This window comes from Leifsonia sp. 2TAF2, from assembly GCF_052115085.1.
GTDB lineage: Bacteria > Actinomycetota > Actinomycetes > Actinomycetales > Microbacteriaceae > Leifsonia.
In genome coordinates, this window is the sequence record NZ_JBFRFY010000002.1 from 231,529 (window position 1) to 253,243 (window position 21,715).

At 67.9% G+C, this 21,715-nt stretch carries 27 protein-coding genes and 1 tRNA gene; 16 read left to right on the top strand and 12 right to left on the bottom strand.

Going from position 1 to position 21,715, the window contains the following annotated elements; genetic code table 11:
* Positions 1–20 precede the first annotated feature (20 nt).
* Positions 21–722: a glutamine amidotransferase gene (locus tag AB4Z18_RS13400; protein WP_441783231.1), complete on the bottom strand. Its 702-nt coding sequence runs from the start codon at positions 720–722 to the stop codon at positions 21–23.
* A complete protein-coding gene (locus tag AB4Z18_RS13405; RefSeq protein ID WP_441783232.1) occupies positions 719–1,681 on the bottom strand; it encodes a cation diffusion facilitator family transporter in 963 nt (320 codons plus the stop codon). The genes AB4Z18_RS13400 and AB4Z18_RS13405 overlap by 4 nt, the downstream gene beginning before the upstream one ends.
* A gap of 23 nt (positions 1,682–1,704) precedes the next feature.
* Between AB4Z18_RS13405 and proC the strand changes: the two genes are divergently transcribed.
* A complete protein-coding gene (gene proC, locus AB4Z18_RS13410) occupies positions 1,705–2,550 on the top strand; it encodes a pyrroline-5-carboxylate reductase (RefSeq protein ID WP_441783233.1) in 846 nt (281 codons plus the stop codon).
* Between the two features lie 61 nt (positions 2,551–2,611).
* On the opposite strand, the gene AB4Z18_RS13415 is transcribed toward proC, so the two are convergent.
* The 3 genes from AB4Z18_RS13415 to AB4Z18_RS13425 form a co-directional block, all read right to left on the bottom strand.
* Positions 2,612–3,505 (bottom strand): hypothetical protein, encoded by an 894-nt coding sequence (locus AB4Z18_RS13415; RefSeq protein WP_441783234.1) that lies wholly within the window; start codon positions 3,503–3,505, stop codon positions 2,612–2,614.
* A 184-nt stretch (positions 3,506–3,689) separates the two neighbouring features.
* Positions 3,690–4,361, bottom strand: a complete 672-nt coding sequence (locus AB4Z18_RS13420) for a potassium channel family protein (RefSeq protein ID WP_441783235.1) — start codon at positions 4,359–4,361, stop codon at positions 3,690–3,692.
* Entirely contained in the window at positions 4,354–5,790 is a 1,437-nt protein-coding gene (locus tag AB4Z18_RS13425; RefSeq protein ID WP_441783236.1) for a TrkH family potassium uptake protein, read from the bottom strand. The genes AB4Z18_RS13420 and AB4Z18_RS13425 overlap by 8 nt, the downstream gene beginning before the upstream one ends.
* An 81-nt stretch (positions 5,791–5,871) precedes the next feature.
* Between AB4Z18_RS13425 and AB4Z18_RS13430 the strand changes: the two genes are divergently transcribed.
* The 5 genes from AB4Z18_RS13430 to AB4Z18_RS13450 all read left to right on the top strand — a co-directional run bounded on the left by AB4Z18_RS13430 (position 5,872) and on the right by AB4Z18_RS13450 (position 7,386).
* Positions 5,872–6,297: an ArsR/SmtB family transcription factor gene (locus AB4Z18_RS13430; RefSeq protein ID WP_441783237.1), complete on the top strand. Its 426-nt coding sequence runs from the start codon at positions 5,872–5,874 to the stop codon at positions 6,295–6,297.
* Positions 6,298–6,338: 41 nt separating this feature from the next.
* Positions 6,339–6,551, top strand: coding sequence for a helix-turn-helix domain-containing protein (locus AB4Z18_RS13435; protein ID WP_441783238.1), 213 nt, complete (start codon positions 6,339–6,341; stop codon positions 6,549–6,551).
* 70 nt (positions 6,552–6,621) lie between these two features.
* Positions 6,622–6,720, top strand: a complete 99-nt coding sequence (locus AB4Z18_RS13440) for a 30S ribosomal protein bS22 (protein WP_003792170.1) — start codon at positions 6,622–6,624, stop codon at positions 6,718–6,720.
* Positions 6,721–6,826: 106 nt separating this feature from the next.
* A complete protein-coding gene (locus AB4Z18_RS13445) occupies positions 6,827–7,090 on the top strand; it encodes a glutaredoxin family protein (protein ID WP_441783239.1) in 264 nt (87 codons plus the stop codon).
* Positions 7,087–7,386 (top strand): Dabb family protein, encoded by a 300-nt coding sequence (locus AB4Z18_RS13450; protein ID WP_441783240.1) that lies wholly within the window; start codon positions 7,087–7,089, stop codon positions 7,384–7,386. The genes AB4Z18_RS13445 and AB4Z18_RS13450 overlap by 4 nt, the downstream gene beginning before the upstream one ends.
* Positions 7,387–7,395: 9 nt before the next feature.
* Here the strand turns inward: AB4Z18_RS13450 and AB4Z18_RS13455 are convergent, their stop codons facing one another.
* Both AB4Z18_RS13455 and AB4Z18_RS13460 read right to left on the bottom strand, forming a co-directional pair.
* On the bottom strand, positions 7,396–8,097 hold the full coding sequence (locus AB4Z18_RS13455; RefSeq protein ID WP_441783241.1) for a GntR family transcriptional regulator: 702 nt from the start codon (positions 8,095–8,097) through the stop codon (positions 7,396–7,398).
* Positions 8,097–8,765: a GntR family transcriptional regulator gene (locus AB4Z18_RS13460; protein ID WP_441783242.1), complete on the bottom strand. Its 669-nt coding sequence runs from the start codon at positions 8,763–8,765 to the stop codon at positions 8,097–8,099. The genes AB4Z18_RS13455 and AB4Z18_RS13460 overlap by 1 nt, the downstream gene beginning before the upstream one ends.
* Positions 8,766–8,977: 212 nt before the next feature.
* Between AB4Z18_RS13460 and AB4Z18_RS13465 the strand changes: the two genes are divergently transcribed.
* Positions 8,978–10,204: an isochorismate synthase gene (locus AB4Z18_RS13465; protein WP_441783243.1), complete on the top strand. Its 1,227-nt coding sequence runs from the start codon at positions 8,978–8,980 to the stop codon at positions 10,202–10,204.
* Between the two features lie 14 nt (positions 10,205–10,218).
* Here AB4Z18_RS13465 and AB4Z18_RS13470 read toward each other — a convergent pair whose 3' ends face one another.
* Positions 10,219–11,073 (bottom strand): PPK2 family polyphosphate kinase, encoded by an 855-nt coding sequence (locus AB4Z18_RS13470; RefSeq protein ID WP_441783244.1) that lies wholly within the window; start codon positions 11,071–11,073, stop codon positions 10,219–10,221.
* A gap of 143 nt (positions 11,074–11,216) precedes the next feature.
* On the opposite strand from AB4Z18_RS13470, the gene AB4Z18_RS13475 reads away from it, so the two are divergent.
* From AB4Z18_RS13475 to AB4Z18_RS13495, 5 genes are all read left to right on the top strand, one after another.
* Positions 11,217–11,603, top strand: a complete 387-nt coding sequence (locus AB4Z18_RS13475) for an SHOCT domain-containing protein (protein ID WP_441783245.1) — start codon at positions 11,217–11,219, stop codon at positions 11,601–11,603.
* Positions 11,604–11,702: 99 nt separating this feature from the next.
* Complete coding sequence (locus tag AB4Z18_RS13480) at positions 11,703–12,617, top strand: class I SAM-dependent methyltransferase (RefSeq protein WP_441783246.1); 915 nt, start codon at positions 11,703–11,705, stop codon at positions 12,615–12,617.
* Positions 12,618–12,637: 20 nt separating this feature from the next.
* Complete coding sequence (locus AB4Z18_RS13485; RefSeq protein WP_441784007.1) at positions 12,638–13,693, top strand: polyprenyl synthetase family protein; 1,056 nt, start codon at positions 12,638–12,640, stop codon at positions 13,691–13,693.
* 30 nt (positions 13,694–13,723) lie between these two features.
* The gene (locus tag AB4Z18_RS13490) at positions 13,724–15,109 is read left to right on the top strand and encodes an FAD-dependent oxidoreductase (protein ID WP_441783247.1); all 1,386 of its coding nucleotides are present in this window, start codon (positions 13,724–13,726) and stop codon (positions 15,107–15,109) included.
* A 15-nt stretch (positions 15,110–15,124) separates the two neighbouring features.
* Positions 15,125–16,120, top strand: coding sequence for an alpha/beta hydrolase (locus tag AB4Z18_RS13495; protein ID WP_441783248.1), 996 nt, complete (start codon positions 15,125–15,127; stop codon positions 16,118–16,120).
* On the opposite strand, the gene AB4Z18_RS13500 is transcribed toward AB4Z18_RS13495, so the two are convergent.
* Positions 16,107–16,595 carry a YajQ family cyclic di-GMP-binding protein gene (locus AB4Z18_RS13500; protein WP_441783249.1) on the bottom strand — a complete coding sequence of 163 codons (489 nt, stop codon included), beginning with the start codon at positions 16,593–16,595 and terminating at the stop codon, positions 16,107–16,109. The genes AB4Z18_RS13495 and AB4Z18_RS13500 overlap by 14 nt on opposite strands.
* A 127-nt stretch (positions 16,596–16,722) precedes the next feature.
* Here AB4Z18_RS13500 and AB4Z18_RS13505 point away from each other — a divergent pair, with 127 nt between their 5' ends.
* Positions 16,723–17,370, top strand: a complete 648-nt coding sequence (locus AB4Z18_RS13505; protein WP_441783250.1) for a heme oxygenase (biliverdin-producing) — start codon at positions 16,723–16,725, stop codon at positions 17,368–17,370.
* Between the two features lie 19 nt (positions 17,371–17,389).
* Here the strand turns inward: AB4Z18_RS13505 and AB4Z18_RS13510 are convergent, their stop codons facing one another.
* Together AB4Z18_RS13510 and AB4Z18_RS13515 are read right to left on the bottom strand one after the other, a co-directional pair.
* On the bottom strand, positions 17,390–18,130 hold the full coding sequence (locus AB4Z18_RS13510; RefSeq protein WP_441783251.1) for a nucleotidyltransferase domain-containing protein: 741 nt from the start codon (positions 18,128–18,130) through the stop codon (positions 17,390–17,392).
* 16 nt (positions 18,131–18,146) lie between these two features.
* Positions 18,147–18,290 carry a hypothetical protein gene (locus AB4Z18_RS13515; RefSeq protein WP_441783252.1) on the bottom strand — a complete coding sequence of 48 codons (144 nt, stop codon included), beginning with the start codon at positions 18,288–18,290 and terminating at the stop codon, positions 18,147–18,149.
* 148 nt (positions 18,291–18,438) lie between these two features.
* On the opposite strand from AB4Z18_RS13515, the gene AB4Z18_RS13520 reads away from it, so the two are divergent.
* From AB4Z18_RS13520 to AB4Z18_RS13530, 3 genes are all read left to right on the top strand, one after another.
* The gene (locus tag AB4Z18_RS13520; RefSeq protein ID WP_441783253.1) at positions 18,439–18,780 is read left to right on the top strand and encodes a helix-turn-helix domain-containing protein; all 342 of its coding nucleotides are present in this window, start codon (positions 18,439–18,441) and stop codon (positions 18,778–18,780) included.
* Between the two features lie 112 nt (positions 18,781–18,892).
* Positions 18,893–18,977: transfer RNA gene (locus AB4Z18_RS13525), tRNA-Tyr, on the top strand.
* A 123-nt stretch (positions 18,978–19,100) separates the two neighbouring features.
* Positions 19,101–19,925, top strand: coding sequence for an inositol monophosphatase family protein (locus AB4Z18_RS13530; protein ID WP_441783254.1), 825 nt, complete (start codon positions 19,101–19,103; stop codon positions 19,923–19,925).
* A gap of 22 nt (positions 19,926–19,947) precedes the next feature.
* Here AB4Z18_RS13530 and AB4Z18_RS13535 read toward each other — a convergent pair whose 3' ends face one another.
* Positions 19,948–21,711: a glycoside hydrolase family 13 protein gene (locus AB4Z18_RS13535; protein ID WP_441783255.1), complete on the bottom strand. Its 1,764-nt coding sequence runs from the start codon at positions 21,709–21,711 to the stop codon at positions 19,948–19,950.
* Positions 21,712–21,715: the final 4 nt, after the last annotated feature.

Sequence of the window (21,715 nt, forward strand, 5' to 3'; positions counted from 1 at the left end):
TCGGTCGGCGCGCAGTCGGCTCAGGCGGGCAGGCTCTCCAGCCACTCCGAGAACGCCGCGCGCGACGCCGCCTGCATCCGCGCGGAGTGGGCTTCCCGCTCCCGTCGCAGGGCGTCCGGGTCGATCGCGTACTCGTCCAACTCGTTGTACCCGTCCGCGACCCACGTCTCGTGCATCTCGTCGGTGACCTCGGGGTGGAACTGGACGGCGAGCGCGAAGTCCCCGATCGCGAACGCCTCGTTCGAGTAGGCACTCGACGACGCCAGCAGGGTCGCCTCCGCGGGCAGCTCGAAGGTGTCGCCGTGCCACTCCACCACCGGCACCCCGTCGAAGTGCCGGATCGGCGAGGAGGCTCCCGCCTCGGTCGCCTCCACGGGGCTGTAACCGATCTGCATGGTGTCGCCCTTGTAGACGCGCTCACCGAGCGCCCCGGCCATCAACTGGGCGCCCAGGCACACGCCGAGCGTGGGCCGTTGGGCCTCGAGCCTGGCGCGCAGCAGCGACTTCTCGTGATCGAGGAACGGGAACTCGTCCGTCTGGTACGCGCCCATCTCGCCGCCCAGGACGACGACGAGGTCCGCCTCCGCGGGGTCGATGGTCGCGACATCCTCGGTCGCCGCATCCACGATTCGCAGCTCGTATCCGTGCTCGAGGAGGACGGGCCCGATGTTCCCGAGGTGGATGCTGGGGTCGTGCTGCAGGATGAGGGCGGTGCGGGTCACTCGAGTCCTTTGATGACGATGGTGTCGGTGGCAGGAGCCTGCTCGTTGGGGTCGATCCAGACGTCGGGCTCGATGTAGATCACGCGAGCTGCGGGGACGGCCTCCCTGATGCGTCGCTCGACGACATCGATGGCGGCCGCGACGTCAGCAAGGCGGTGCTCGCCCGAGAACGCGAGCTTCGCGGCGACCATCAACTCCTCCGGGCCCAGGTAGAGGGTCTTCATGTGGATGATGCGCTCCACCTCCGGACCCGCGGTGACCGCTCGCTCGATGGCAGCCAGATCGGTGTCGGTCGCACCCTCGCCGACCAGGAGGCTCTTGGTCTCCATGCCGAGGACGACAGCGACCGCGACCAGCAGAGCTCCGATCAGGACCGTGCCGACCCCATCCCAGACGCTGTTGCCGGTGATGATGGTGAGGCCGACGCCGAGGAGAGCGAACACCAGGCCGGTGAGCGCGGCCACATCCTCCAGCAGCACCACAGGCAGCTCGGGTGCTTTAGCCCGCCGGATGAACTGCGGCCACGACAGGCCGCCCTTGTGCGGACGCGACTCACGCACGGCCGTGCGCAGCGAGAACGACTCCAGTCCGATCGCGATCAGCAGCACCAGGATGGGCAGCCACGCGTTCTCGAGCGGGTGCGGGTGGGTCAGCTTCTCGATGCCCTCGTAGATCGAGAAGACGCCGCCGACGGAGAACAGGATGATCGAGACGACGAACGCGTAGACGTACCGCTCGCGGCCGTAACCGAACGGATGCTCGCGGTCCGCCTTGCGGCGCGACTGCCTGCCGCCGAGCAGCAGGAGGAGCTGGTTGCCCGAGTCGGCGAGCGAGTGCACGCCCTCGGCGAGCATCGACGACGAACCGGAGAACGCCCACGCGATGAACTTGGTGACGGCGATCCCGAGATTGGCCGCGAAGGCCGCGATGATCGCCTTGGTTCCGCCGGATGCGCTCATGCCTCTCATCCTAGGATGGCCGCATGGACGACGCGCAGAACGTGACCCTTCCGACCATCGCGATGCTCGGTGCGGGCTCGATGGGCCGCGCCATCCTGAGCGGACTGCTCGCCCCGGGAGTGCAGGTCGCGGGGATCCGCGTGACCAATCGGTCCGCGGCGCGGGCCTCGGAGCTCGCCGGAACGCCCGGGGTGACCGCGTACGCGACGGAGACGCAGCCCGATGCCAACCGACTCGCGGTCGATGGCGCCGAGGTGGTCATCGTCGCGGTCAAGCCGGCGATGGTCCGTGACCTGCTGGCCGAGATCGGCGCCTCGCTGGGGCCCGGCACGGTCGTGGTCAGCGTGGCGGCAGGCGTGACGACGGCGACCATGGAGTCGTTGCTGCCCGACACTGTCTCCGTCGTGCGGTCGATGCCCAACACGCCCGCGGTCGTGGGCAAGGCCGTCACAGGGATCAGCGCAGGGTCCCGGACCGACCCCGACGACCTCGCGGTCGTCCGCGCGCTGTTCGAGACCGTTGGCGACGTGGTCGAAGTGCCCGAGTCGCAGCTGGATGCGCTGGGCACCATCTCCGGGTCCGGCCCTGCTTACGTCTTCTTCCTCATCGAGGCGCTGACAGAGGCCGCGGTCGGAAAGGGCTTCTCCCGGGAGCAGGCGACGGCGCTCGTGAACGGGACGTTCCTCGGAGCCTCCGAACTGCTGGTCTCCTCCGGTGAGGACCCGGCCGAGCTCCGTCGCCGCGTCACCAGCCCCAACGGCACCACCGAGCGTGCGATCGCGGTCCTCGCCGAGGTCGACCTCCCCGCCCTCTTCGCGCGCGCAACCGACGCCGCCCTCGCCCGCTCCCGCGAGCTGGCCGCCGGCTGACCCCGCCCCCTCCCCCGCCCAAATCCAACAGCTCCTGAGTTTTTCGCTCGAAACGCCCTATTCAGCCCGAAAAACTCAGGAGCTGTTGGATTGGGCGCGGGGAGGGGGCGCGAACGAGTGCCCGACGGACCAGCAGCACCGCACGGGGAACGGGGTCGCGAAGGTCGGCGGCGGTGATGAAGACGGTGTCCCATCCGCCGGCGGTCAGCCGCTCTCGACGGTTGATGTCCTCCTGATACGTGGCCTGGTCGGTGCGATGGTGATCCCCGAGGTATTCGATCGCGACACGTTCGGCCGAGTAGGCGAGGTCGACCATGGCGATCCGGCGGCCGCGATCCAGCACTCGGAAGTTCAACTCCGGTTCCGGGAGGCCGGCGTCGACAAGCGCAAGTCGGAGCCGCGTCTCCTGTGGTGACAATGACCCGAACCGCACGAGGTCGATTGCTTGGCGAAGCCGCTGGATGCCTGGTCGTCTCGCATGGTGGCGGAGCGCACGAGCCAGGTCATCCTTCGTCCCGTGGCTCCGATCACCGGAGAAGGGCTCATTGCCGGTCACGATGAAGTCACCGATCACGACCAACTCGGTCACGGACACCGTCGACGAGAGCTGAGCCCAGGCATCCTCAGGCGAGAAGGCGCGCAGACCATCCACGTCGACGATGCGATGTCCGGCCGGCCGAAGTTCATGAGCAACGACTCCCTTCATCTGCGGCGGTTTCGCAGGAGCAAAGGTTGCAACGTGGACTTCGCTGGGGAAGTGCGCGTGAGATAAGGGGAGTCGATGGATGAGCGCCGCGGAGTGGTGACTGAAGAGGTGGCCTTCCCTTTCCAGAAGGGCGTACGCGCGACACTTCGCCACGTGTTCTAAGCGCTCGCCGGAGCGCCACCGTACTCCGCGAAACGGCCGGGAGTCCGCATCCCGGTAAAGACGGCTCCTCGACATCCCCTCATCCACCGCTGTCCGGATGGTGTAGCTCTCCTGCATGCCGTCATCCTGCCCGCCGTTCTCGCCGCTACGGGACCTATGCACAACCAAGCCAACAGCTCCTGAGTTTTTCGCTCGAAATGCGTCGAAGAGACGGAAAAACTCAGGAGCTGTTGGCTGGGGAGGGGGAGGGGGAGGGGGAGGGGGAGGCGGGTCAGGCCTCGAGAGCGGCGAAGCGCTCGATGTCGGCGGAGGAGCCCGAGACGATCACCAGGTCGTGGTCGGAGACCACCGTTTCGGCCGTCGCGTAAGTGAAGGGCTTTCCGGGGCTCTTCACTCCGACGACGGTGATGTTGTACTTCGAACGGACACCGGATGCGCCCAGCGGCAGCCCCCGGATCGGCTTCGGCGGGTACATCTTCACCAGGGCGAAGTCGTCGTCGAATTCGATGAAGTCGAGCATCCGTCCGGACACCAGGTGGGCCACTCGCTCGCCCGCCTCCGCCTCCGGGTAGATGACGTGGTTGGCGCCGATGCGTTCCAGGATCTTGCCGTGCGACTTCGAGATCGCCTTCGCCCAGATCTGCGGGACTTTCAGGTCGACCAGGTTCGCCGTGATCAGCACGCTCGCTTCGATCGACGAGCCGACCGCGACGACGCCGATCGAGAAGTCCTCTGCGCCGATCTGACGGAGCGTCTCGATCGAACGCGCGTCGGCCTGGACCGTGTGCGTGACGCGGTCCGCCCACTTCTGCACGAGGTTCGTGTCGGTGTCGATGGCGAGCACCTCCCGGCCAAGCCGGTCGAGCTGCCCTGCCGTCGCGGCGCCGAACCGCCCGAGTCCGATGACGAGGACGGGGGCGTTGTGTCTGATCCGGTCAACCAACGAGCGGCCTCTCCTCCGGGTTGTGGTACAGCTGACGGCGTTGGCTCTGGGCCAGCGCCGCGGCGAGAGTCACTGTACCAACGCGCCCACAGAACATCGTCGCGGCCATCACGTAGACGCCCGCGTCCGGCAGGCGCTCGGTCAGGCCGGTCGAGAGACCGCAGGTCGCGAACGCGGAGATCACGTCGAACAGCACGTGATCGAGCGGCGCCTTGGTGATCTGCAGGATGAGGATGGTCGACACGGCCACGATGGTGGCCCCCCACAGCGCGACCGAGACGGACAGCCGCAGGACGTCGGTCGGGATGCGGCGACGGAAGGCATCCATCGACTCCACTCCGCGCGCCTCCGCGAATGCGGCCAGGAAGAGGACGGCCAGCGTGCTCACCTTGATGCCGCCGGCCGTCGACGCGGAGCCGCCGCCGATGAACATGAGCATGTCGGTCACCAGCAGGCTCGACCCGTTGAGGTCGTCGATCGGGATGGTGGAGAAGCCGCCGGAGCGGGACATGGTGGACAGGAAGAAGGACTGGAACACGGTGTGCCCCGCATCCAGGTGACCGAAGGTCTTCGGATTGTCGTACTCGAGCACGATGTAGAGCACCGCGCCCGCGACCAAGAGGATCACGGACGTGATCACGGTGAGCTTCACGTGGATGGACCACCGGCGGCGACGCTGGCGGAAATTGGAGGCGATCGCGAGGATGACCGGGAACCCGATCGCGCCCAGGAAGACGCCGATCATGAGCGCGCTGAGGAACCAGTAGTCCGTGGCGAACGCCTGGATGCCCTCCCGGTTGGGCGTGAAACCGGTGTTCGTGAACGCCATGGCCGAGTAGTAGATCGACTCCCAGGCGGCGGTGCCGAGATCGATGCCCGCGACGAGCATCCGGGGGAAGAGGAGGAGCGCGACCGCGCCCTCGATGACCACCATGCTGATCGCGACGGTGGTCAGCAGCTTGCCCACCTCGCCGAGGCGGACGGCCTGCCCTTCGGCAACCGGTCCGGCGTGCATCCGCAGCGGATTGCTGTCGCTCGCAGCCATCAGCTTCGCCCGGAGGCCGAGCTTGCGGGAGATGACGAGTCCGAGAATGGATGCCATCGTCAGCACCCCCACCGCCCCGACCTGCACGCCGATATAGACGAGCAGGTGTCCGAACATCGACCAGTGGGTCGCCATGTCGACGGTCGCGAGGCCCGTCACGCAGATGACCGAGACCGCTGTGAAGAGGGAGTCGGCGAGGGGAGTCCAGCGTCCGTTCGCCGACGAGATCGGAAGCGAGAAGAGCAGCGTGAAGACGAGGATCAGCAGGGCGAACACGAGGATCGCGAACCGCGAGGGGCTGCGCGCGGCGAACCCGTTGATGACGGCTCGGACGCGTCCCACCGGCGATACGACCGTGCCGCGAACCGCCCGTGTGGCGCTCATGTCTGGTCCTTCCCGTGGAGTTCCGATGTCGGGCGGGCTTCGGACATGGTACTGCGACGGGGGAATGGCTAGCCTGGGGACATGGCCGACATCTTCGACGTGATCGCCGACCCGACGCGGCGCGACATCCTGCGGGTGCTCCTCGATCGCAACGCGGATGGCATGCATTCCGCTGGCGAGATATCCGTCTCGGAGATCGTCGCGACCCTGGAACTCAGCCAGCCGACGGTGTCCAAGCACCTGAAAGTGCTGCGTGAGGCGGGGCTCGTGTCCGTCCGCGAGGAAGGCCAGCACCGCTACTACCGGCTCGACGCCGGCCCGCTGGAGGCTGTCGAGGACTGGGTCATTCCGTTCACGGCATCCGAAGAGGACGTGGAGCTGAGCGTGCGCATCGCAGAGGAGACGCGCGAGTTCGCGAGCACCGTTGGCAAGGTCCTTGCTGACACGCGCCACCGGGTCTCGTCGGCGACCGAGCGCGTGACCCCGAAGAAGTGGCGCAAGGACTGACCTTCCCGAGTACGATGACCGGAAAGGGGAGGAACGGGACCATGCCACACGATCTGCGGGACGTGCGCTTCCTGACGGTCGCCGAGGTGGCCGACATGATGCGTGTCTCCCGGATGACCGTGTATCGGCTCGTCCACTCGGGCGAATTGCCCGCGATCCGGTTCGGTCGGTCCTTCCGCGTTCCGGAGTCCGCCGTCGAGCATCTGCTGCAAGCGGCCACCGTCCATGAGGGCGGCGTCGCGGACTCGGCGTGACGTCGGGTAGACTGACACCTTGTGTCGCCGCGCGCCCCGCGGCTTACCCCTGAATCTTTGTGAGGTCTACGTGGGTTCCGTTATCAAGAAGCGTCGCAAGCGTATGGCGAAGAAGAAGCACCGCAAGCTGCTTCGCAAGACGCGCCACCAGCGTCGCAACAAGAAGTAGACCCCGAGTCTGCGGTTCAAGCGTCGGTCCACCCGGTCCGGCGCTTGTCTTGTTTGCGCGCCGTACGAGGTGCGCCGTGCCTAGGCGGTGCGCCTAGAGTGGACGGGTGTCGACCGTCGCCCTGACCCTCATCGGCAAGCCTGGCTGTCATCTCTGCGATGACGCTCGGGATGTCATCCGCTCGGTGATCGCCGAGCTTCCGGACGGGTCGCCATCGGTGACCGTCGAGGAGCGCGACATCCTGCAGGAGCCGGAGCTCCACGAGAAGTACGTGGAGGAGATCCCGGTCGTGCTCGTCGACGGCCGTGTCCACACGTACTGGCGAGTCGACCCGATCCGCCTGCGCACCGCTCTCCTGGAGGCCGAATGACCATCCGCCATGTCGTCTCGTGGAAGCTCGCGACCGGTGACGCGACCGAACGCGCCGAGCACGCCGCCCGGATCAAGCGCGGTCTGGAGTCACTGCCGGCCGTCATTCCGCAGCTGCGTTCACTTCAGGTCGGCATCGGCGTCGTACCCGGAGACGACTACGACGTGGTGCTGATCAGTGACTTCGACAGCCTTGACGACATCCAGCTGTACCAGGAGCACCCGGCCCACCTGGAGGTGGCCGGGTTCATCCGCTCGGTGGTCGCGTCGCGCGCAGCGGTCGACTTCGAGGTCTGAGTTCGGGCCTCAGAAGACGGGGTTCTGCGCGATGTTCGCGTCGCTGCGACGGTAGTCCTCGAGGAACTGCGTCAGCGTCCTCGCGTACAGCTTCTTGACGAGGTCGCCCGACTGCTCCCCATCGCGCTCTTTGACAGCCGCGAGGATGCCGGCGAGCGCGCCGGGCAGGTCGTCGACACCGAACGGCTTCTCCCAGACGGAGATGTAGCGCAGCAGCTGCGGACTGAGGCCTTCGCTGACGCTCACCAGCACGTCGTTGCTGCCGGCGCGCGCCAGCTCGAGGAAGAAGTCGTTGAACGCGTGACCGACGGCCGGAAGGTCGCGGGCCTTTGCAGCCTTCTTGAGCTCCTTCTGAGCCTTGTCGAGGCGCGAGACGGCAGCGTTGTCGAGTGTCGGGACGACGGTGCGCGCGGCATGCTCGTGCAGCAGCCCGGTCGTGTAGATCGCTTCGTCGATGGCCTTCAGGTCGATCGGGGCCACCCGCGTGTAGCGGTTCGGCGCCATTTCGACCAGGCCGATGTCGGCGAGCTTCATCAGTGCCTCGCGGATGGGCGTGCGGGACACCCCGAGCCAGGCCGTCAGCTTCTCGTCGAGAAGGGTTTCGCCGGGCTCGAGCGTTCCGTCGAGGATGCCGTCGTACAGGCGGTTGTAGACCACGTCCCGCAGGAGGCGCCGTTCGACGGGTGCGGTGTCGCTGACTGGCAATGGCATCAGCGGGTCTCCTTCGTGGGTGCGGCGAAGTCGTCGGCGATCGCGACGAGGGCCTTGTCGAACAGATCCGTGGCGGCGCGTGTGGCCTTCTCGGTCTTTCCGGCGACGGCGGCGTCGACCAGCGCCTTGACGAACGGCCGGCCTTTCTCGAGCCGGGCCGGAGACGAGGAGGCGTTCAGCGCTCGCTGCACCTCCGGGAGGTGGCGCTTCAGCAGCCGCGCGATGGTGCCGTTGTCGAGGCGGCGGACGAACACCCCGAGGAAACCGTCGGCCGAGAGGCCCGTGCTGACGGCGGATCCCGCGTCGTCCGCGAGCCCGCTTCGCAGCGCCTCGCGGTCTGCATCGGTCAGGAGCGGGGTCGCATCCCGGACGACGCCGGCGACGAGCACGCCGACGGTGGCGATGAGGTCGCGGAGTCGGGCCGACTCGATCGGGGTGACCCGGGTGCGCCGTTGAGGAAGGATCTCGACGAGTCCCATCGCCGCGAGCTGGTTGAGCGCTTCACGGACGGGCGTGCGCGAGACGCCGACCCATCGCTCGATCTCTGCGTCATAGAGCTGTTCACCGGGCAGAAGGTCGCCGTCGACGATGGCGTCGAGGAGGCGAAGGAACACTTCATCTCGGATGAGTCGGCGCGGGCTGGCGGCGCCGGTCACGGGCACGGGCATAGATGAATGTTACATCCGGGCGCTGGGATGGAGCGGTTGATGTACTGAGTGTCGAACGCCGGTAATGCCTGCTGTATCGGCCCTGTATCGGGCCTGTATCGCCGCCGTTCCGGCGCCCATCGAGTGCACATCCGGTGCCCAACGGGTGCACAGCGTCGCGGGCGTAGGCTGAACCTGTGAGATCAGCCCCGACCGCTCGGCGGGAGACTGGCGTGACGGTCCTCGAGGCCGAGACCACACCGCTCGATGACGTCCGCCAGCTCATCCCGTTCCTCGATTCCCGCACGCCCCTCCTCTGGCTGCGCAAAGGCGACGGGATGGCGGGCATCGGAGAAGTGCTCCGACTCGACTTCACCGGGCCGGACCGTATCGAGCAGGCCGCCGCCGCATGGCGTGCGACCGCGGAGGCGGCGGTCGTCGATGACGACGTGCGCACGCCGGGAACCGGCCTGGTCGCCTTCGGAACCTTCGCGTTCGACGACGCGAGCACGGCGACGAGCACGCTGATCGTGCCGGAGACCGTGGTGGGCCGGCGGGGCGGCCGGAGCTGGATCACCCGGATCCGCCGCGCAGGCGAGCCGGCGCCCAGCGCGCTGCCCCGCCCTGTTCCGTTCGGCGACGAGTACCGGCTGGCGCTCCTGCCGGGCGAGCTCGGTGCCGACGGGTACCGGTCGGCCGTGGCGGGAGCCGTCGAGCGCATCCGCGAGCAGGACCTCTCGAAGGTCGTTCTCGCGCGGGACCTCCGCGGCCACCTGCCGCTCGAGTCCGACCTCCGGCGGGCGCTCGTCGAACTCGCTCTCGGCTACCCGGACTGCTGGACGTTCGCCGTCGATGGGCTCGTCGGGTCCTCGCCGGAGACGCTCGTTCGCGTCCACCACGGCACGGTCACCGCCCGCGTGCTGGCCGGCACGATGTCTCGCGGTGCGGACGCAGCCCGCGATGCCTCGGCCGCAGCAGAGCTCGTGGCGAGCGCGAAAGACCAGGGCGAGCACCGCTTCGCCGTCACCAGCGTGATGGATGCTCTGCGTCCGCACAGCGCCGACCTGGCGGCCAGCGACGAGCCGTTCACGCTCAAGCTGCCGAACCTGTGGCACCTGGCCACCGATATCGCCGGGATGCTCAGCGACGGTTCGAGTTCGCTGGACCTCGCGGCCGCACTGCATCCCACTGCCGCCGTCGCGGGAACGCCGCGGACGGACGCCTTGGCGCTCATTCGCGAGCTGGAGCCGTTCGACCGGGGGCGCTACGCCGGGCCGGTCGGCTGGGTCGGCGGCGACGGGGACGGCGAGTGGGCGATCGCCTTGCGCTGCGCCCAGATCGAGGCGGACGGCGACCTGACCGCGTACGCCGGCGCAGGAATCGTCGCCGACTCCGATCCCGATCGCGAGCTCGCGGAGACCACGATGAAGTTCCGGCCGATCGTGGAGGCGTTCGGCTAGGACGCGGCGTTCGGCTAGGACGCGGCCAGTCGCTGCTTCTGCTCCTCGATGTCGTAGTCCGGTGGCGGCCACTCGAGGTGGAGCTCCTGCATGGCCCGGATCAGCAATTGCTGGACGGCGGCGCGGGCGTACCACTTGTGGTCGGCCGGCACGACGAACCACGGGGCCTGGAGGCTGTTCGTCCGCTCGAGCGCGATCTGGTATGCCTCCTGGTATTCGTCCCAAAGGAGTCGCTCGTCGACGTCCGCCGGATTGAACTTCCACAGCTTGTCCGGTCGTTCGAGCCTCGAAGCCAGTCGCCGCTTCTGCTCGTCCTTGCCGAGGTGCAGCATCACCTTGACGACGGCCGTGCCGGATTCCGCCAACTCGTTCTCGAACGCGGCGATGGCCCCGTAGCGCCTCTCGATCTCCTCCGGGGTCGCCAGCTTGCGCACGCGGCCGATCAGGACGTCCTCGTAGTGGGAACGGTCGAACACGCCCACCTGCCCTGCGGCGGGCACCTCCCGCCAGACGCGCCACAGGAAATCGTGCGCCAGCTCCTCCGGCGTGGGCTTTCCGAAGCCGGCATAGTGGACGCCGCCCGGGTTCATCGACCCGATCACGTGCGAGACGATGCCTCCCTTGCCCGCCGTATCCATCGCCTGCAGCACCAGCAGCACCGAGCGCGGTTCGCCGAGGCGGCCGCACGCGAACAGCTGCTCCTGGAGGTCGGCGAGCAGGCTTGAACCTTCGGAGAGCTCCCGAGCCCCCGCCTTCTTGTCTCCGTCGAAGCCGGGAGTGGCGTCGGTCGCCTGGTCGGAGAGCCGGAAGCCCGGATGCACCCGGAGCAGCTCGTAAGGGTCTGCCGTCCAATTGGTGTCGTCGCCCACTGTCGCCTCCTCGTCCGGCCGATTGGGCGTCCTCGCCCGCGGCCTCTCGGAGCGCCCATGGTAAACCCGTCGCCGTCAGGAAATGCCTTCTAGCCATGAACTGTCGGCCCCCACTACGGTGTGGCCGATGAGAGAGGACTGAGATGGACACTTTCTGGAGTGCGTTCTGGTTCGCCTTCGAGATCTTCGCGTTCGTCGCGTTCCTGATGATCTTGTTCACCATCCTGGTGGACATGTTCCGGGATCCGTCGCTGGGCGGGTGGGGCAAGGCGCTGTGGATCATCTTCCTGGTCTTCTTCCCGGTACTCGGGGCGCTCGTGTACCTGATCGCGCGCGGTCGGGGGATGGCGGAGCGGAATCGCGCACGCCAGGGGACGGTTGCAGAGGACGACAGCTGGGGGCAGCATCCGACAGGGTCGGCAACGCCGGCAGCGGACATCCAGCAGGCGCAGACTCTTCTCGACCAGGGCGTCATCAGTCAGGGCGAGTTCGACGCCTTGCGCGCCAAGGCGCTCGGGCAGCGGTTCTGAGCGGGACCCTCCGACATCCGGTGCCCCTGGTGGCTGACCGTTCGGCGTGCATCCTGGCGGCGGAATGCAGCCGCCGACGCCGCAGCCTAAGCTGGTGGAGTGAGTAAGGCCGACCTCAGCAAGCAGCCCGCCCAGGTCGCCGCCATGTTCGACCAGGTTTCGACGCGCTACGACCGGACGAACGCGGTCCTGTCGGTCGGCAACGCGGCCCTCTGGCGTGTGGCGACGACACGAGCCGTGGCGCCGCGTGCCGGAGAGACGATCCTCGATGTCGCGGCCGGGACCGGCACCTCGAGTGCGTCGCTCGCCCACAATGGGGCATCGGTCGTCGCCGCTGACTTCTCGGAGGGGATGATCGCGGTCGGGCGCAGCCGCCAGGAGGGCAATCCGTTCATCCGTTTCGTGCAGGCGGACGCGATGGAGCTGCCTTTCGATGACGACTCGTTCGATGCCGTCACGATCTCCTTCGGCCTGCGGAACATCGTCGACCCGCGCAAGGCGCTCGCGGAATTCACCCGCGTGGTGAAGCCCGGCGGCCGGGTGGTCGTGTGCGAGTTCTCGCAGCCGCCGCTGGCTCACGTCCGTGCCGGCTACGCCGCATACCTGAAGTACGGGATGCCCGTGCTCGCCCGCCTGGCGAGCTCCAATCCGGCCGCCTACGAGTACCTCATGGAGTCGATCCAGGCCTGGCCTGACCAGCGGGCGCTGGCCGTGTGGATGCGCGAAGCCGGACTCGAACGGGTCGCGTATCGCAATCTCACGGCCGGTATCGTCGCGCTTCATCGGGGCTTCAAACCGGAGCGGCCTGCGGTGCCTGCGAAGCCGGCCGCGAAGCGGATCGCCGCAAAGCCGGCATCCGCAAAGCCCGCCGCTGCGAAGACCAAGACAACGGCCACGCCTGCCACACCCAAGACCAAGCCTGCTGCAGGCGCAAAGGCGAAGGCGAAGCCGGCATCCGCCAAACCCGCGGGCTCCGAAGATTCTGCGTCCATCGTCCCGTCCGAGGGGGAGTAGTGCCACGAACTGTCCCGGCGGTGCGACGAGCGTCGCTGACCGGTCAACTGGGCTTCACCGAGCGGATCTTCATCCGGGGTGAGGATCGCGAGCTCGCGAACGCCGTCGACGCCGGCCTCGGCCAGGTCGAGGAGGGCCTCCACCGTGAGATGCGCTTCGCGGACAACCTCGCAGATGTGACCGCACGCTACCTCCTGGAAGCGGGCGGCAAGCGGGTGCGGCCCATGCTGACGCTGCTCGCCGCGCAGCTCGGCACGGGAACCAATGCTGACGTGATCCAGGCGGCGGAGGCTGTCGAGATCACGCATCTCGCCTCGCTCTACCACGACGATGTGATGGACGACTCCCAGATGCGGCGCGGTGTCCCCAGTGCCCAGTTCGTGTGGGGCAACTCGGTGGCGGTGCTCACCGGCGACCTCCTCTTCGCCCGCGCCAGCAAGCTGGTCTCGGCCCTGGGCGAGCGCGCCATCCAGCTGCAGGCGGACACCTTCGAACGGCTCTGCCTCGGGCAGCTGCACGAGACGATAGGGCCGCAGGACGGCGAGGACCCGGTCGAGCACTATATCGGCGTCCTGCAGGACAAGACCGGATCGTTGATCGCCGTCGCCGCGCAGATGGGTGTCGTCTTCTCGAACGCCCCGAAGGAGTATGAGGAGCCGGTCGTCGTCTTCGGCGAGAAGATCGGCGTCGCATTCCAGCTGATCGACGACGTCATCGACCTCTCGTCTCAGGGCGTCGCCGAAACCGGCAAGACGCCGGGCAACGACCTGCGGGCCGGCGTCGCCACCCTGCCCGTGCTCCGTCTGCGCGAGCGCGCATCCACCGATCCTGATGCGGCCGCCTTGCTCGACCGGCTCGAGAAGGACGTCATCGGTTCGGCCGAGGACGGTGAAGTGACCCCGGCCGCTGTGGAGGCGATCGCCGCCCTGCGCGAGCACGAGGTGACCCGGCAGACGCTGGACGAAGCGCACCGTTGGGCACGGGAAGCCGTCGAAGCGCTGGCGCCCCTGCCGGACGGCGCCGTGAAGAAGGCTCTCGTCCGTTTCGCGGACACGATCGTGGAACGCTCGAGCTGAGCGAACAGCAACCCCAGAAGGAAGCAACGTATGACCAAACTGCGACTGGCCATCGTCGGCGCCGGACCGGCGGGCATCTACGCCGCCGACATCCTCTTGAAGGCCGAGCGCAACTTCGACGTGTCGATCGACCTGTTCGAGCAGTTGCCCGCTCCGTACGGGCTCGTCCGCTACGGCGTGGCGCCCGACCACCCGCGCATCAAGGGCATCATCACGGCGCTTCGTGACGTGCTCGACCGCGGCGACATCCGGATCTTCGGCAACGTCGAGTACGGGCGCGACATCACCCTCGACGACCTCAAGCGTCACTACAACGCGGTGATCTTCGCCACGGGCGCGGTGCGCGACGCCGACCTCGACATCCCTGGCGTCGAACTTCACGGCTCGTACGGAGCAGCGGAGTTCGTGAGCTGGTTCGACGGCCACCCCGATGTACCGCGCACCTGGCCGCTGGAAGCCAAGACCGTCGCCGTCATCGGCAATGGCAACGTCGCCCTCGACATCTCCCGCATGCTCGCCAAGCACGCCGACGACCTCCTGCCGACGGAGATCCCGGACAACGTCTACGAGGGGTTGAAGCAGTCTCCAGTCACCGACGTGCACGTCTTCGGACGACGCGGTCCCGCCCAGGTCAAGTTCACGCCGCTCGAGTTGCGAGAGCTCGGCGAACTGCGCGACGTCGACATGATCCTGTACGACGAGGACTTCGATTACGACGAGCAGTCGAAGGCGGCCGTCGCGAGCAACAAGCAGGTCATGGTCATCGACCGCGTTCTGCAGCAGTGGCGCCAGCGCGAGGTGGGCAGCGCCTCCCGACGGCTGCACCTGCACTTCTACGCGAAGCCGCTCGAAGTCGTCGGGGACGAGAACGGACACGTTCGTGCCCTCCGCTACGAGCGGACGGCACCGGACGCCGAGGGCGGCGTGCGCGGCACGGGCGAGATCCGCGAGCTGGAGATCGACGCGCTGTACCGTGCCGTCGGATACTTCGGCTCGCCGCTTCCCGGCATTCCGTTCGACCGGAAGCACGGCGTGATCCCGAATCACGAGGGCCAGGTGCTGCGCAAGGGCGACAACGAGCGGATGTACGGCGTGTATGCGACGGGGTGGATCAAGCGGGGTCCGGTAGGACTCATCGGTCACACCAAGTCGGATGCGATGGAGACGATCAAGCATGTGATCAACGATCAGGGAAACTGGTGGTCCCCCACCGACCCTGATGAGCAATCTGTGGAGAACCTGCTGCGTGACCGCGGTGTGGAGTACACAACGCTCGACGGCTGGCACAACCTCGATTCCCACGAGCAGGCGCTCGGCGCCGAGCGGGGGCGCGTGCGGGTGAAGGTGGTCCCTCGCGACGAGATGGTCCGCGTGTCCAACGCGGAGACCGTTGTGAGCGGTCCGGCCGGCGAGTAACCGGTCGCTGAGGACATGACGGGGGATCGTGACTGGCAGCCCGATGTCCTCGGGGAGCCCTTCCAGCAGCTGACGCTGCCGCTGCGTCCCGATGCGGAAGGCGACGTCGTCGCCACTCTGGTGCGCTTCTCGCCGCCGCCTCGTCTACGCCTCCACCGTGGGCCGGCGAGCGACGCCGACGTCCTCTACGTCCATGGCTGGTCCGACTACTTCTTCCAGAAGGAGCTGGCCCAGTACTGGCACGATCAGGGCGCGCGTTTTCACGCTCTCGACCTCCGCAAGTACGGGCGCAGCCTCCGAGAGCATCAGACACCGGGCTTCGTCGACGACCTCGCCGTGTACGACGAGGACATCGAAGCGGCGCTGGATGTTATCGGCCACGGTGAGGGCGCCACGGGTTCGCGCCGTCTCATCCTGCTCGGCCATTCGACGGGGGGCCTGACCCTGAGTCTCTGGGCCGACCGGCATCCCGGACGCGCCCACGCGCTGATCCTGAACAGTCCGTGGCTGGAGTTCCAGGCGCACTCGGCGGGGCGCCTGGCGCTCACTCCGCTCGTCGACCTGCGTGCGCGCATCGACCCGAAGGCGGCGATGCCGAACGTGGATCTCGGGTTCTACACGCGGACAGTCTCCCGCACGATGGACGGCGAGTGGGACTACGACCTGGCGTGGCGTCCGGTGCGCGGCTTCACCGTGCATCCGGCGTGGCTGACAGCGGTGCTCACTGGGCACGCGCGCGTCGCCGCGGGCCTCCACATCGACGCCCCGGTGCTCACGCTGCTCTCGGCGCGCTCCGCACTGCTGCCCTTCTGGACGCCGGACATGGCGCGCGCCGACGTCGTTCTCGTCGTGCGCGACATCGCACAGCGCTCGCTCCAGCTGGCGCCGGACGTCGCCGTCTCGTGGGTGGAGGACGCCATCCACGACGTCTTTCTGTCTCGCGAGCCGGTGCGCAAGGCGGCGTACGCCGCAGTCACGCGGTGGATGCGGGGCTACCTCAGCGCAGGTTGACGAACTGCAGCGCGACGTCGAGGTCGGCGCCCTTGAGCAGCGCCATGGTTGCCTGCAGATCGTCGCGGCTCTTGGAACTGACCCGCAGTTCGTCGCCCTGGATCTGCGCCTTGACGCTCTTGGGGCCCTCGTCGCGGATGAGTTTGGAGATCTTCTTGGCGGCATCCTGCTCGATGCCGTCCTTCAGGCTCAGCTCGAGCCGGAACTCCTTGCCCGACGGGTAGGGCTTGCCCTCGTCGAGCGATTTCAGCGAGATGCCGCGCTTGATGAACTTGGACTCCAGCACCTCCAGCACCGCCTTGACGCGTTCTTCGGTGTTGGCCTTGAGCAGGATCTTCTCGCCGCTCCACTCGACCGAAGCGCCGACGTTCTTGAAGTCGTAGCGCTGATCGACTTCTTTTCGGGCCTGATTGACGGCGTTGTCCGCCTCCATCTTGTCGACCTTGCTGACGACGTCGAATGAGGAGTCTGCCATGGTTTCGGTCCTTCCCGTAGAGAGCTTCTCCCAGTGTACGAGGGCGGGATGGGTCCTTCTGTGCGCCTTGACGGGTGCGAACTTGTGCGCCAGGCTTAGGTAAGCCTCCCCTAAGTCAGGAGACCCGATGGCTGAACTGATCCCGTTCTCCCAAGCGCTACGCGAAGGAACACGCGGCGTCCATCGGGAGAGCGAGGGCGCGCTTTTCATGCAGGACCTGATGAGCGGTCGCGGCTGCCGTGACGACTACATCTCCCTGCTGTCCCAGCACTACTTCATCTACGAAGCGCTCGAAGAAGCAGCAAGGTGGATGTCGAGCGATCCCGTCGCCGCACTGTTCATCAGCCCGAAGCTGACCCGGTTGCCAGCGATCGAGGCCGACCTCCGGTTCCTTCTGGGCGACGACTGGCGCGACCGGATCTCGCCCTTACCGTCGACTGTCGCCTACACCGCGCGGATCCGGGAGGTCGGTCGAACCTGGCCCGGTGGATTCATCGCTCACCACTACACGCGTTATCTCGGCGACCTCTCGGGCGGCCAGATCATCCGCACGCTGCTGCAGCGGCAGTACGGGTTCGAGACCAACGGCATCGGGTTCTACCTGTTCGCGGACATCGCCAAACCGAAGCTGTTCAAGGACACTTACCGTTCGCAGCTCGACGCGGTCGGGTGGACGGAAGAGGAGCGCGACCGGGTGATCGGCGAGGTCGCGCTGGCGTTCCGCTTCAACACCGACCTGTTCGACGACCTGGCGGCGGCGAAGAGCGCCGCCTGAGCGCATCCACTCGCCTCGATCACCGGGTCAGGTCTTCGTCGACTCGGCCGCCCAGCCGTTCGAGGAGACGGGAGGCGATGGCCGCTGCTTCCGTGTTGCCGGGCTCGGCGGCGAAGTCGGTCAGCTGAGCGACCGCTGACGGATCGGCTGCCGCCAACCGGCGTGCCAGCCACTTTCCGCTTCCCAGCCAGGCATTCGCGGTGAGGAGCGCCAGCTCTCCGAGTGCCCGGAAGAGGTCGGCGCGGATGGCCGCCGCAGTGAGCCGGTCTGTGGCGTCTGCGAGGTCGTCGATGAGGTCCGTCACGGCGTAGCGGCGCAGCTCCAGCTGGTGGGCGGACAGTCGTGGGCCGCGCGCCAGCCGCTCGGCGGACCACTGTCGGAGTTCGCCGAACTCGGTGCCGATGCGGAGTGGCACTCCCTCGGTGAGGAGGTACGGAAGCACCGGGCGCAGGGATGCGAAGTCACGGTCCGCCCAATCGCGATAGCCCTCGACGGTGTACGCGAAGACGTCGATGCGCTCCCCATCACGGTGCGCGACGCGGGCCTCGCCGTACACAGCGCGGTCGCCGTCGGCCGGGTCGGCATCCGCGAAGGTCGCCGCCGGCGCGATCAGCAGGATGTCGATATCGCTGGTCGCCGTTCGTCGCCCGGTTGACGAACTTCCGCCGAGGACGACGGTGGTCGCCCCCGGATAGTCGGTGTCGCAGAACCGCAGCGCGACGTTCGCGGGGTTCGCAGCGTCCAGTGGGGGCGTCGACATCCCTTAGAAGGGGAGGTCAGGCCGTCTGCGCGAGCTCGGCGTAGTAGGTGACGTGGCAGCCGTCGCCGTTGCACTCGACGCAGATGGTGATCTCCTCGCTGTGCTGAGTGGGGTCGGCACCCGTACCGTCGCACCGTTCGCAAATCTCCAACGTTCTCATGCCCATGATTGTGCGCCCGACCACTGACATCGCCGGCAAGTCGGCCGGGGTGTCGCGATGACGGGGCGGTGGATGCGGGATTCTGCCCAGAGCAGAACGGTCAACATCCGCACGCGCGCTTTCCTCGCATCCGACATAGGCTGACCCCATGCTTCTGCGGCACGCGATCGGCTCGGTGCTCCGCCGGATCAGGACGGAGCGCGGCACGACGCTGCGCGAGCTCTCGGAGTCGTCCCGCGTGTCGGTACCGTACCTGTCGGAGATCGAGCGAGGGCGCAAGGAAGCCTCGTCCGAGATCCTCGCCGCCCTGTGCCGCGTCCTCGATCTGAGCGAAGGGGAGCTGCTGACGCACGTGGCCGCCGAGTTCGACGGCGCACAGGTGCTCAGCCTCGTTCCCGGCCCGAACGACCGGCGCGACGAGCGGACGGCCGCCGAACTGCAGCCGGCCGTCGGGTCCACGTCTTCGGGCGTGGTGGCAATCGCGGCCTGAGAACCGTCCCGTGCGCCGGCTGAGCGCCCGCTGATTTCGCGTGAGGGCGCGCGGCGAGTATTCTTGGCTGGCGCCTTCGGTCACGAGAAAACTGGTGGTCGGGTGCGCCTACGGCGAGTTACCCAAGCGGCCAAAGGGATCTGACTGTAAATCAGACTGCTCAGCATTCGGGGGTTCGAATCCCTCACTCGCCACCACACTGATCTGCGGATCCGACGCAGCGAGTTCGGCCTGACGGCCGGGCTCGTTCTGTTTTCCGGGTTATCCACAGTTCTCCGTGCGGCGGCCTCCGGCGCGGTGACGTCTGACAGGCTGGGCGCATGACCTCTCACGCCGAGCTTCTCGAGATCGCCACCACCGTCGCCCGCCGGGCTGCCGCCTTCGCGCTGCAGCGCCGCCGCGACGGAGTGGAGATCGCGGCGTCGAAGTCGTCGCTCAGCGACATCGTGACCCGGGCCGACCGTGAGACCGAACAGCTGATCCGCGACGCCCTCGCGGCCGCCCGCCCACGCGACGGCTTCCTCGGGGAGGAGTCCGGGGGCGACACGAGCCAGAGCGGCCTGACCTGGGTCGTCGACCCGATCGACGGGACGGTCAACTACTTCTACGGCATCCCGGCGTGGGCGGTCAGCATCGCCGTCGTCGAGGGCGACCCGGAGCCCTCGACCTGGCGTGCACTCGCCGGAGCAGTGGTGAACCCGGTCGCGCGGGAGGCCTACACCGCGTATGTCGGCGGAGGGGCTCACCTCAACGGCGCCGAGATCCACGTCAACGAGGGCGTCGGTCTCTCGCTCGCTCTCGTCGGGACCGGCTTCGGCTACGACGCCGAGGTGCGCCGGCGTCAAGCGACTTTCGTGCAGGAACTGATCGGCGATGTTCGCGACATCCGCAGGATCGGGGCCGCCTCGCTCGACCTCTGCTCGGTGGCTGCCGGCCGGCTGGACGGATACTTCGAGCGCGGGCTGAACCCCTGGGATCACGCGGCCGGCGCACTCATCGCTCAGGAAGCCGGCGCGCGCGTCGCCGGAATCGAAGGATGTCCGGCCGACCGCCGCCTACTTGTGGCGGCCGCGCCGGACCTCTTCGAACATCTCCACCCGCGAGCCGAGCGTTTCTACGCCGAGCGGTTCGACGATGGACAGTGACCAAGGCCCGCGGTGTGCCCGGTCAGGCCAGCCAGACGGTCGTGTCGCGGGGAAGCATTCGGTCCTCCAGCACGGCGCCGCTCGCGAGCAGCAGGTCGCCTTCGGGCAGGCGGACCGGGTCCGCACCGAAGTTGACAACGACGGTCACGTCACCGGAGTGGAACGCGAGGGTGTCGCCGCCGAGGTCGATCCACTCGGGATCGTGGAACGCGAGGTCGTAGCGGCGACGCAGCTCCAGCGCCTGCTGGTACATCGACAGCGTCGAACCGGGCACGCCCTCCTGCGACGAGCGCGTGTACGCCGCCCAGGCCGACGGCTGCGGCAGCCAGCTCGCAGAGCCGGGCCCGAAGCCGTACGACGCCTCGTCGCCCTCCCACGGGATCGGAACACGGCAGCCGTCACGTCCGTACCGCTCGCCGTTGGTCCGGAACCAGGTCGGATCCTGGCGCGCCTCGTCGGGCAGGTCGATCGCCTCGGGGAGGCCCAGCTCCTCGCCCTGGTAGAGGTAGGCCGAGCCGGGAAGCGCGAGCATCAACGCCGTCGCGGTGCGGGCGCGGTTCAGCGCGAATACCGGGTCGGGCAGGCCCTTCGTCTTCGGACCGATGCCGTGGCCCTGGAGATTCTCGCCCTCCAGCGCCAGGCGGGTCGCGTGCCGGACGACGTCGTGATTGGAGAGCACCCACGTGCTGGGTGCGCCGACACTGCTGAACGCGGCGATGGAGCGGTCGATCACGCTGCGAAGAGCGGCCGCATCCCACGGGGTCTCCAGGTACGCGAAGTTGAACGTCTGCTGCATCTCATCGGGACGCACCCAGCGCGCGAGCTTGTCGAGCGGCTCGACCCAGGCCTCGCCGCACAGGACCCGATCGCCCTCGTACTCGTCGAGCACAGTGTGCCAGTCGCGGTAGATCGCGTGCACGCCGTCCTGCGCGAAATAAGGCGGTGTCGGCGGCTCGCTGCCGGCGTGCGCGGCGATCTCCGGCTCGAGAGCGATCCCGCCGGTCTCGAGGCTCGGTGCCGCGCCACCCATGCTGCCCATGTGAGCGGGCGGGGTGTAGTCGGGGAGGCCGGCCTCCTTCACCATGCCGTGTGCCACATCCACCCGGAACCCGTCGACCCCGCGGTCGAGCCAGAAGCGCAGGATGCCGCGGAACTGCTCCCACACCCAAGGGTTCTCCCAGTCGAGGTCGGGCTGCGACTTGTCGAAGAGGTGCAAGTACCACTGACCGGGCCGCCCGTCCGCCTCGGTGACCCGCGTCCACGCGGCGCCGCCGAAGATGGACTCCCAGTTGTTGGGCGGGAGCTCTCCGTGCTCGCCCTTGCCGTCGCGGAAGATGTACCGCGCGCGCTCGGGGCTGCCGGGACCTGCGGCAAGGGCCTCCTGGAACCAGGCGTGATCGCTCGACGAGTGGTTCGGGACGATGTCGATGATCACCCGGAGGCCGAAGCCGTGCGCCTCGGCGAGCATCTTGTCGAAGTCGGCGAGTGTGCCGAACCGCTCGTCGACGTCGCGGTAGTCGGAGACGTCGTAGCCCGCGTCCCGTTGCGGAGAGCTCTGGAACGGAGACAGCCAGACAGCATCGACGCCGAGCTCGCGAAGGGCTGGCAGCCGCCGCGTGATGCCAGGGAGGTCGCCCATCCCGTCGCCGTCCGAGTCGGCGAACGAGCGCGGATAGACCTGATAGATCACGGCGGAGCGCCACCACTCGCGGCCGGGGGCCGAAGGCGTGAGCGCAGTGTCGGGGGTGGTCCCGGAGACGGGAGTCGTTGTGGCGATGGTGGTCACCTCG